General features: G+C 51.4%; 8 protein-coding genes and 1 pseudogene. 2 read left to right on the top strand and 7 right to left on the bottom strand.

Annotation, left to right across the window (positions count from 1 at the left end):
* Positions 1-270: 270 nt before the first annotated feature.
* Positions 271-342, bottom strand: a pseudogene (locus ACYU7Q_RS16610) (hypothetical protein); the annotation flags it as partial.
* Positions 343-1000: 658 nt separating this feature from the next.
* On the opposite strand from ACYU7Q_RS16610, the gene ACYU7Q_RS16605 reads away from it, so the two are divergent.
* Positions 1001-1630, top strand: coding sequence for a hypothetical protein (locus tag ACYU7Q_RS16605; protein WP_460610561.1), 630 nt, complete (start codon positions 1001-1003; stop codon positions 1628-1630).
* Positions 1631-2233: 603 nt separating this feature from the next.
* The gene (locus tag ACYU7Q_RS16600; protein ID WP_460610560.1) at positions 2234-3763 is read left to right on the top strand and encodes a peroxidase family protein; all 1530 of its coding nucleotides are present in this window, start codon (positions 2234-2236) and stop codon (positions 3761-3763) included.
* A gap of 13 nt (positions 3764-3776) precedes the next feature.
* Here ACYU7Q_RS16600 and ACYU7Q_RS16595 read toward each other — a convergent pair whose 3' ends face one another.
* The 6 genes from ACYU7Q_RS16595 to ACYU7Q_RS16570 all read right to left on the bottom strand — a co-directional run bounded on the left by ACYU7Q_RS16595 (position 3777) and on the right by ACYU7Q_RS16570 (position 11040).
* Positions 3777-4856 carry an FAD-dependent monooxygenase gene (locus tag ACYU7Q_RS16595; protein WP_460610559.1) on the bottom strand — a complete coding sequence of 360 codons (1080 nt, stop codon included), beginning with the start codon at positions 4854-4856 and terminating at the stop codon, positions 3777-3779.
* Positions 4857-4870: 14 nt separating this feature from the next.
* On the bottom strand, positions 4871-6325 hold the full coding sequence (locus ACYU7Q_RS16590; RefSeq protein WP_460610558.1) for a LodA/GoxA family CTQ-dependent oxidase: 1455 nt from the start codon (positions 6323-6325) through the stop codon (positions 4871-4873).
* A gap of 77 nt (positions 6326-6402) precedes the next feature.
* Positions 6403-7704 carry a ferritin-like domain-containing protein gene (locus ACYU7Q_RS16585; RefSeq protein ID WP_460610557.1) on the bottom strand — a complete coding sequence of 434 codons (1302 nt, stop codon included), beginning with the start codon at positions 7702-7704 and terminating at the stop codon, positions 6403-6405.
* A gap of 919 nt (positions 7705-8623) precedes the next feature.
* On the bottom strand, positions 8624-8854 hold the full coding sequence (locus tag ACYU7Q_RS16580; RefSeq protein WP_460610556.1) for a hypothetical protein: 231 nt from the start codon (positions 8852-8854) through the stop codon (positions 8624-8626).
* Positions 8855-8872: 18 nt separating this feature from the next.
* The gene (locus ACYU7Q_RS16575) at positions 8873-10609 is read right to left on the bottom strand and encodes a hypothetical protein (RefSeq protein WP_460610555.1); all 1737 of its coding nucleotides are present in this window, start codon (positions 10607-10609) and stop codon (positions 8873-8875) included.
* A gap of 95 nt (positions 10610-10704) precedes the next feature.
* The gene (locus tag ACYU7Q_RS16570) at positions 10705-11040 is read right to left on the bottom strand and encodes a hypothetical protein (protein ID WP_460610554.1); all 336 of its coding nucleotides are present in this window, start codon (positions 11038-11040) and stop codon (positions 10705-10707) included.
* Between the last annotated feature and the right edge of the window lie 41 nt (positions 11041-11081).

The raw sequence follows: 11081 nt of genomic DNA, 5'->3' as shown, positions 1-11081 counted from the left end.
TGCTGTTGCAGAATGGCCACAATCTGGGCTTCGCTGAATCGTCCCTTTTTCATTTCGTCGTTGTCAGGTAGTGAAAATACGCTTTTCTCTACTCTCAACTGGCTTCCTATTTAGGGAAGCGTACAGGAATGTACACTTCCCTATCAGTTAAGCCAGTGGGTAGTAGAGTTCACCCGGTCGATTGAGGTCATGAAATTTAGGGTCTGGGGGGCGCTAATTATTGTAACTGAGCATACAGCACCATACGAGTTGGTGCATATGCGCTAACGATCAGAATAGGTAAACATTCAGCAATTCACGGCGAAAAGAGCCATTAGATCGCTCGATATAGGCATTTTGGTTCGGCTTACTTGGTTAAATTCAGTGCTGGCACGGATACCTATCACCGGCCGCGCAGCTACGTTTGCAACTCACCATGTCTGCCTTCCCAATGAAGCGTTTCCTGCTTACCCTGACCATAACTGGCACTTGCCCCACGGCCTTTGCCCAAGGTGGCCATTACCAGAACGGCAAAGGCTCTTCGCATTAGGGTAGGGACCATGAAAACAACGTGATGCTTGACCACTACCGCAAGCGGAAGTAAATTCTAACCACTTACTACGATGGGACTGCTTTGAAAAGGAGATTTACAGTTTGAGGGCACGTAAGATTGGAAAGCAGCTAAAGAGCACAAGAGCCCCGTGAAAACCCATTTTTCGGATGATTTCGAATTAGCCGGGCACGAAGAATATAATATAAAGTGCTGCTTTATTTAAGCTAGGTCGCGGAGTTAGGCAAATGGACTCACAAAGCCGTCCTCAAGCTGGAGCGTATGATCCAGACAATACCCGGTGCGACACTAAGCTTTCGGAAAAATCCACGACTGTATTATGGCCAAATTGGAAAAGTATTGCTGATAAAAAAGCCTCAGCGGCGCCGAGATGTTTGTCCCTCGACTCACGGAGCTGCCCGGGGGCCTGCGCCTGGCATATTGCCATTAAGCACCCAAACCATTTCCGTAGTGAAAACCTGTTACTTCTTCATCTTGCTGTCTGGCTGGTTTCTACTGCTGGCACAGAACGCAATGGGCCAGAAAGGTGTGCAAGCTGTCACCTTGAAATGCAGCATGTTCACCTCGTCGGCAAGTCAAGTCAATAAAACCATCGCCAGCCATGCCTTGCGCATTGCCTCTTATATTCTTACCTCTAAGGAGTTTCAGGATTCCGTAAGGAAACGCAGCTACGATTACCATAATATCTGCAATGGGTGTGGGCCAAACCATAAAACCTCGCAGCCCGATCTACCTGGCAATCAGGTTCTGGAAAGCTTGCTTCGTAATCCGAACCCTTCTCTCGCGTTGACGGTCCAGCCTTTTGGGAGGAAACCCCATGGGAAGAAATGCTTTGGCCTGGGAAGCACCTGCCCGTACACAAATAGCATTTTGTCTTTCTATGAAAACATTCAGTGCGATATGGGAGATGACTTCCCGTTTGAATACGCCTACGCAGTACACCTGTGTCACGAATACGCACATAACGTAGGCTATTGCCACACCGATAATAGCCAGAGCCGGGATGCGGCGGAATCTATTGGCTGGATTGCCTACCATTACATGAAAAAGTGGTATGACGGAGGCACTAGGATTCCTTAGATGGAAGTGGTCTAGCCAAAATGAATAATTAGGCCTTGGTTAGTAGATGGATTTTGAAGGAATTGGGAGCGCTGTAGCGAGGTACGGGTGGCTCCGCTAGGTGATGTGGTGGACCATTGCTGCGCTTCCTCCAGCCTAGAAAAGCGGCTGTAGTTTAGCAATGTAGGTTCGAATCGACTCTTCCCAGCAGGCGCAGGTTCAGGGCATTGAATGCGTCGTAGTACTGATGCTTTTTGTCAGGTGACGGCCCGCTCTTTTTTTGCTGTTGTAATAACAGAAATACACTTCCTTCTTCCGTCCTCCACTTACTGATTAGCTCAATATGAAAGCAAGGCTACTGCTCAAAAATTCAGTGCTGCCACTGATAATTAAGTATTTGGAAAATCGCTACTTGCGTAGCGGTTTACACCTATGTGAGCAAAGATTTAAGAACGAGTGTTCTCAAAGTAAATAAAGATGGACTGAACAAGTTCAAGCATTCGCCGTCATAAGTTGTCCATTTTCCATAGCACCTGAAAACGCAGTGCAGCTTTGGTGCGGTGTTTAGCAAGTACGCCCCGACTATTGCGGAGTTAATGATCCCATAATAAAACCTTCCTTCTTATGAAAAGACCCCATGGCGCGTTGCCAAGAGGAATGTCTAACATTCCCTCTTCTCCATCCTTTGAAGGCGCGTTTGGACGAATGTTCCGAAGATTGGCTCCTGCCAAGTTTTCAGATGCGGCCTTGTTAACCCTGGCAGAGCAAATGGTCGCACTACCGGAACCAGAGCCAACTCCAGAGGATCAAATCGACACCGAAGAAAATCCTGGAATTGACGCCGGATACACCTATTTTGGTCAATTCATTGACCACGATCTAACGTTTGACCCGGCCAGTAGCTTGCAGAAATTGAATGACCCAAACGGCTTGATTGATTTTCGTACCCCCCGGTTTGATTTGGATAACTTATACGGAAGGGGCCCGAACGACCAGCCGTATATGTACGAAGACGATGGCCTGCATTTTATTCTGGGCAAGCCGCTTGGCGGGAACGCCAAGGATCCGGGTGCCCGCGATGTGCCCCGGAACTCTAGCGATCCCCGAAGGGCGATCATTGGCGACCCGAGAAACGACGAGAACGTGATCGTGTCGCAATTACAAGCGGCCTTTTTGCGGTTCCATAACTTCATGGCCGATAACCTGCCCATAGTCAAAAACCGTCCCGTGAGTTTTGAGGAAATTCAGTGCGAAGTGCGCTGGCACTATCAGTACGCGGTACTAACCGATTTTCTTCCAACCATTGTCGGAAGGTCTTTGGTAGAGGAACTATTACCCCACCTTCATTTGGGAACGACGATTCACCACGCACCGGCCCAGTTGAAAATTTACAAGTTTGAAAAGTACCCGTTTATTCCCGTTGAGTTCTCGGTTGCGGCGTACCGGTTCGGCCATTCCATGGTCAGGCCAATCTATCGACTGAATCTCGAGTTGGACCGCAAAATAATTTTCTCAAGGGATCCGGCTAACAGCCTCGACGGCTTTCGGGAGTTGCCCAGCAACTACGCCATCGATTGGGATCTGTTTTTCAACCCTGGTGGGGCCCCGCTGCAGGGCCCGAACCGAATCCAGAAATCGTATAAAATCGACACATCCTTGGTCAATCCACTCGGCGACTTGTTTGCCAATAGGGGCACCATATCGGGAGGGCCCCCTTCTCTTGCCGAGCGGAACTTGCTTCGAGGGCGGGCGTTCGGCCTCCCTTCGGGGCAATCGGTGGCTCGCTTTCTGGGAGAAAAGGTGATACCGGACCATTTGCTGAAGGTTGGCAAAGCCGACGAAGATGGACAGAATTCCAATCCGAAACTGATTGCACTATCGCCGGAATTTGCTGGAAATGCGCCGTTGTGGTACTATATTCTTGCCGAGGCGCAGCAGGAATTCGTAACCAATGACACACCGATTAAGCTCGGCCGCGTCGGTGGGCGGATTGTTGCGGAAACCTTTATCGGATTGATGCTGGGCGACCCGCAGTCTTTTTTAAGCCAACAATCTGACTGGAAACCCTTGGAAATTCTTGGCGGGTCAACATTTACAATTAGGCACCTCGTAACGGCCGCTATTAAACCGAGTAATAATAAAGTGGGAGCCTAAGATAGCACAGCCGCTACTGCCGCCTGCGCCAGAATGGTGCGTCTGGCCAACGCGGCTCGAGTTGGTAATACGAGCGTTGACTGATGAGCATTTGCTGAAAGGCTTGCCCTTGTGCAAGAGCAAAGTGACGCAGGTGGTTAGTTGGTCTCTGGGATTCTAGGGCAGCCGCTAGTGCTGTGGCAGCTCTGGAGCCAGAGTGAATAGCCCGCTCAATACCGGTACCGGAGAGCGGATCTAGGCTCCACGCAGCGTCGCCGATGCAGAGCCAATTATTTTCCCAAAGCGTGTGCCGCACCGATGTGCGGGCCTCGCACACTCGGATGACCGTGTCTGCAGGAAAATGGTCTGCCAGATATGCCAAGTGATTTGTCGAGCGTAGCTGAGCGAGGAGCCAGTCGCACTGGGCCGCGGCTGCGGGAAGTAAATCGGCGTCGCTGAAGCAACACAGGGTGATGCCACCCTCGGGTTGACGCACCATGTACCACCAGCCTTGTGGACATGACTCGACCATGGCTCCGGGGAGTGTTGTCAGTAGTGTCACCGGTGGCCGTACCTCAACAGTAGCGCACACGAGGGAGTCGAAGTAATGGCGGTGTACTTCGGGACGAGTTGCGGCCCGACCAGCCCGTCCGGTTGCCTCTACCACAAAGCTGGCGGCTATGCGGTTGCGTTGCCCGGTCGTTCGAGATTTCAATTCCCATTCAGTACCGCACGCATTGCCCCTTTCCACGGTGCAATTGGGTGCGACGGTGATACCAGCCGCTGCGGCTGTGACGAGCAGCCATTCGTCCAGGGCTGGGCGCTTGAGTAAATAATGGCTGCCCGTGGGCTCGGCGTGCAACTGGCGTACTTGGAGAAGAGCGTTGCCCCACGCCGAGGCAAATGTGTCAACGGCCGAACAAACCGTTTGCGGAATGAGGCAGCCGCATGCTGCTTCAAGCTCCCAAGCTGCTAGGGAACTGCATATTTCAACACACGATATGCGCCGAGGTGAACCGGTAGCCAGCACGACGGAGTGGCCGCGCGCGTTCAGCGCCAGCGCACACATGGTGCCGGCTGGGCCGCCGCCAACGATAACAATGGGCTTATGCATCGCCAACGCACGAGCTAGAACGTGGGGTCCCGCTCCCGCTCCACGAATACGCCCGAGGCTGCGTCCCGTAGGGCAAAACCGAGCCGGCCAAAGTTCTGGATCATGTCTTCGTAGCTCACTATTCCCCGGGCCCAGTCCGCAGTGCCATTGACTTTGTCGGGGCGCTGCGAAGGCCACCAGTCCGTGTTGCAATCCACAAAATCGGCCTGCCACGGCTGCGCCATTTCAGCTGTTAAGTCTCCGGCTTGGGCCGTGGTATGATCGATCCGGAAAGAAAATGGGTGGACATAAAGCGACTGCGCAGCAGGGTTACTGGTTTTGGGGTCTAGCACGATGGTGCCCGCTTCGATGCCGGGAAAGAACCCTTGGCCCACCGTAGCTTCGAGTGCCGCCTGCGTAAGCCCGGCGGCCGTAAACCCGGCCACCGGTGCTGCCGGACGAGAAGTAAAATTTCCTGCTTCCCAGGCCTTCAAATGGTCCATCTGGAACGATCGCAAAGCAAATTGCCGCAGCTGACTGGCTGCCCGGCGAATGAGTCCTGCCACCTGACTGCGTAGTTGCTGCTGGGCCACCGCTGGAAGGTTAAGGCGGGGGTCAGTTAATAGGGCGAGTTCAGCCGCATCCCAGACAATTTGGTCATTGACCCACGCCAGATTGCGGGCCCGCTCGATCAGGGGTTGGATATCGGCATCGTAGATCGTTTGCGTGGGTTTAGGTAATTCTCCTAGGTTCAGGCCTACTTGTCGCAACACATCGTAGAGGGTGACTAAGCCCGTAATGGCCGGGGCAAAATCGGGCGGTGCCACAATGACCCAGGCGCCATCGGCCTGCGACGCCGGACGTCCGTCGGCGAAGCGTACTTCGGCCTGTACAGGACCATCGGCTACATCATCGTGCCAGCCGTCGTTGCGGTAGAAGCTGCTCGTCAGGGGCATGGACGGCGGGGCGCTTGAAAACCCGCGCCCGCCCAGCACGACCAAACGCCCCGTAGAATCAGTACGGATGCTGCCCAGTTCGACGTTAACCGTATATGTAGGGGCACCGCCGGGCGGCGTGGCGGTGTACGTGCCCTGCAGAGAGGCCGGCAACTGGTTGACACCGCTGGTGGTGACAGCACCACTGTCGATGCGTCGCGTCTGCCGGGAAGTGTCCAGCGCCGGCCAGCGAGGCTGTAACGGCGGGTTGGAGCGCTTCACCGCCGCTTTCGTATTGGCGAGTTGTACCGTCCAATGAATGGCGTCGCCAGGCTGCAGGGCCGCTGGGCGCCAATTCTGCCCGTCCGGTGATTCAAATAAGTGGAATCGCGCACCCTGCTTCCGGATTCGGGTGCCCGTGGCATCCTTGAACTGTGTTACCGGCGTACCGTCTATCTCCGCGGGGCCCGTATTGGGCTGCTCAGGACCTAGAATGAAGTTGTCATCTTGCCCCAACCGGGCAAATCCAATGGGAGGAAAGATGCGGTATTGCATAGCAAATGCGGTGATTAAAGGATAAGTTGAAAACGTAGGTTTTGCGGGGATTTTAATAGACTGATTGTGCAACCCGATCAGGCAATGGCCTCCAGTTCCTGTAAGCGCGCGTTGATGGTCGCAATATCCGTCGGAATGCCCGTGGCGGGCAAGGTAAAGGGCGGGGCGGCTAGGCGTGTGCCCACGCCATCGTCGCGGAGCGGCAGGCTAATTAGCTTGAGGCTATATTTTTCGATGTCGAACATAGCGCTAATTGCATTGCCGATGCAGGCAATGCGGTCTTTGTTTTTCCCACTCATGGTGGCCAGTGCAATGTTGAGCAAAAGCACTTCGTAGCTGCGGTTCAATGCGAGGGCGGCCTGGATCGCTGCGGCGCCCGTAATTACGTTTTCGTCGTGCGCGTCAGAAGGAGTGAGATGCGGGTTAGTAGGGTACGCCGGGCCGACAAAGGGAGTAGCCAACAGGGCGGTGTACACCTCTTGCAGGCGCATGGCGTGGGATTTTTCATTGGCATCAACCGGCACGTCGATTAACCCCTCGCCCTGGCCCGCTACGAGGTGAATAGCAGACAAAGCCGATTCGCGGACGGCAGCAGAGCTGGCAAACTGGTCGGTGGCAGGCAGCACCAATATATTGCCATTGGGGTTACTTAGATCAGTGGCACCACGCCAATCGGAAAACAAATTAAGGGCTCCCACTAACTGCGCCGGGTCAACGAAATCTGCGTCTGTCAAATGGTCTAATGGATCGGAGCCGGCTGCGGCGGCAGTAAATAAATCTGCCAGCAGGGCGTAAATCACGCCTACCCGGTGGATCTCCTGCAAGTCGATCCCTGGGGGCAGATGCTCGGGCAGGCCCGGGGGCAACGATTGGGCGTCAGGGGACTCTGCGACCAGAAAACACGCGACGAAGGGCAGGCTAAACGGCTGTAGTTTAAAAGGGGTAGGGGCCAAATCCGGCGTCAGTGTCTCTAGGCGTGCCAGGTGAGAAGATTCGCCTAGCAGACGCAATAAGTTCTGTACCGTCAACAAATGCCCCATTTCTTCTTCGGCAATGACCTTGAAGATCTTCGCGCCCCATTGTTTCGCGCCGCAGTAGTGAGCATATAAGTATTGAACCACAAACTGGTGTTCAATTTCGGCGGCGGCTTGTAAAAGAGTAATGGCTTTGCTTTTGGCTGTGGTGCCAGGCGGAAAAAAGACGGTTTCATGCCCGGGCTCCACCACTGGCACGCGTGGGCTGGCGGCCCAAGTCCGGTCATCCATCAAGGTTGCCAACTTGGTTTTGCCCTCGAATCGAAAGCCTGTGGCGTTGAGCCTCGCGATTAGCGCCGGATCAGGGGCGACTGCCTTCCATTGCAAATTTCTGAAAACACTCATAAGACAACTAACTTAATCATTGGGGCTGCCAGCAACTTGCAGCGCCTTAAGTTTGGCGTTTGGCAGTCAGACAAAGCAAGAGCGTTGCGACGTGGTAAGAATCAGTGTCACCACTGATTCTTCTGGGCATCAGGCCCCTCCCACACTGCCCACTTCAGCCACGAACTGCACCTGCTGCCTCCATTAGAGCGACTTGGGGTTAATACTCAATAGTTGCTCGATGGCTTGCGTGCTGGCCTACTTATAGCAGAAAGGAGTCAAATTTGCTCTAAAGACATATCATATATATTTTATGTCTTTGACTTTTAATCAGGTGTTATTTTCGTGCGGTCCAAAAATATAGGCTTAATAAACCAAGTGGCCGTTTCTTTTTGAACTGCCATCCTGAACCCAATTTGTAGCCATAATCGGCTAATCCGAATGCAAATATTACATAATCAACATCTTGTGACTTTCTGATCCCAGCCCCTAGCGGTGCGGCAAGCCTGATAAGGAGAGCTTACCAGGCCCTATCCACTCGTGCAGGGTGCTCCTGGTATGTAGGGTTTATCGGAGCCTATCACGTTTGATGAACAGTGACCGGCAAGACAACCTTATCAGGCTCAATCTAGGTCTGCTGTAGGACTAAGACCAGACTGTTGCGCAGCGGCCTGAGGACTTCTCCTTTCGCTGGACTAGCGAAGGGCTTCCGCCTTAAAGGCCTCGTAGTATTTCCGTAATAGGTTGGGCAACGACTAGCTCTTGTTGATTGTTATCACAAAAGAAATATACATCCTGCTTCTGTCCGCCTAACGTTGAAAACCGCACTCGAAATGGCCGACGGCGTGCGCGTTCGGTCCCTCCGGCCACGTGGTACGAATGCGTCGCTATGTTGCCCTCAAGTACTTCCCTTGTCAGATTGGCTTGGCTGCCTGTTTTCCTAGTGCTGGGGCGGCGGACATGGCCCGAATATGAAACCGTTAGGTGTCCAAATTTTACATATTCCAACTGCGGCTTGCAAGCCGTTGGCTCCAGTGAATATGATATCAATGCGATGATTGGCACCTTCATTTTCATCTTGAGGAAGAATCTCATCGAGCCTTTTGCTTAATGCTAGTGCTGACGACTCAAGATGTTTGTCTAAGAGGGCCTTTGCTTTTTTAGTTGACATAAAAAAATAAAATGTAAGTTACGGCGTGGCGGCTTTTGCTGAAGCACTTGGCTGAAAGCGGCGTGAAATACCCGGGATAATTTCGGAAATCCCGTTAAGGAGGGTTGTTAGGCTTAAATCAACGGAAACACCCACAAATGGCCACGTTTGCAGCCGACGACGGTCGTATACAATGGGCTTTACATCTGGATTGGAGGTATTATACTGGAAATACCACACTAAGCCTCCTGTCAGTCGAACGGCATTACCCAATCGAAACCCTGCCCCTGTTATCAAGGTTGACTTGTTGAAAAAGTTGGCTACGGAATCGGCACCTGGGCTTTTTTTTGGGCCGTTATCTATCGAGACTTGTGTATACCCCACCATGATGGAGGCGTAATGCAGGGGTTTGTGTTTGTACATCCAAAAAGGAATGTCGCGATTAAGTGGCCGCAAATTGACTTGAAAACCGAGGTATGGCATAAGGGCATACGGATTGCCCCCATCTTTGCCAATCCGGGTCGTCACTAAACCGAAGTCGGGTGTAATGCTAAATTTGGTGCGGGACTCAAAACTGGCGACCACAGTTGTGCCGCCTACTTGGTGCAGGTCTGACAAACCGATTGAAGAAATCTCATCCTTAATTGCTTTACGGGTTTCTGCTATTTTTTCAAATGATTGAACTCTGCCGCGCATTTCCACGGCCAATCCGGTGAGCGCAATCACTGCATTTCGGAGCGCAGGTTGGTTGTTTTGAACAGCCCGTGCAACGAGCAGCAATTCCTCTAACCCTGCGGTCGACGTTTTAAGATTAGCAAACCGAGTTTCAAAATGCTCCGGAGCTGTGGATTTACAGTTTATGCAATCCAATGTTTGGTAACCTAATAATACGCTATGCCAGCGGGCTGAGTCCAAATCAACTAAATGGAGGATGCGCTTTGAGGCAATCAGCACATTTGGTAGATATTTGGTTTTTAGCGTTGTATCAAAATGGGGTGACCGCTGGGAAATCTCTTGAAGTAAAATAAGAAGTGACCCTCTACTTGTGATTAGTCCATTCACGGTCAGGGGCTGTACATATGATTTATAGTCAGCTACATTTTTATATAAATCATTGTAATTCTCTTTCAAATGATTGTGGCTCCCTGTGTCTTCATACGCATCCTTGATGGGGGCTAGTGTTTTTACACTTGCTGCATCGGAGGGAAGCCCTGCATCTAAACCAAGGACGTCCCGGTTCGCTATTGCCACTTCTTTATATGTTGCCGAGGCAATATCGAGGTCGTGACTTATACCGCTATTCCTGTACTTGACATACTGATCAAACAGCTTCATCACTGTGTCATCAACGTCCTCATTCCAAAAAAACGTGTAAATCTTCCCCGGGTTAAGTAGATGCTCACCACGAATGCGGATGAGCAGATAATTTTGAGTACCCACTCTTTTTACTTCAAAATCGCTGTTCTTTCCATTAAGGTTTTCTAATTTTAATACTTTGTTGTATTTGTTGACATTGTTTAAATATTTTTGAGCAGCGGGCTCTCTCCTCTGTATCGAAGTGGCAAGACTCTGTCGACCTGCATTTTGTACATAAGCAACGCTGAATACTTGCTGTGATTTTGTTGGGATCTTTAGAATAAAGGGTTGGTCAAAGGGCAAGACGGCACTCGGTACGCCTGTCACAGAATCTACTTCGATGACGGCTGTTTGGGCGTAGCCTACCGTGGTTTTCAGTAAAAACAGGCAAACGCTAAGTAGAAATAGTATTGATTTCATGATGAGGTACTATTACTTTACTAGCAGTGGCACTTCAGCCATCGGTTTGCCTGATGCTCAAATTGAGAATGATTATTGAAATAGCTTAATTGTAACTAGGTAGTTCCTTTCGAATCTGTGACAGTTTTGATAGTCCCTTGCGGATTTGTTGCTGCTTTTATAGGGTTTGCAATAAAATTTTGCAAAATAAAGGGTGCAGAAATGCCGACCTGAGCAACCAAAAAATAATTGTCAGATGGCGTAGCATGGAAGTACAAATAGGCGATAAATCCGGCTACCAAAGGATTAAACACATATGGCAGGTAATAAACCAGGTCAGTAAAGTTCGGGCGGCTACTTGGAGGTACCGCAGTCATCTGCGTCAAGGGCAGAAGCTGTGCTGCAAGCGCCGCCACTGCCGCCAAGCAGATGTTAATTATGAGAGGAGTCATGATGCAAGTGAGAGCTTGAAAGTTGAAATACTTTGTTGAAC

Source organism: Hymenobacter terrigena, from assembly GCF_054776515.1.
Note: the sequence above shows the minus strand (reverse complement) of the source record. Positions and strands in the feature narration are given on the sequence as shown.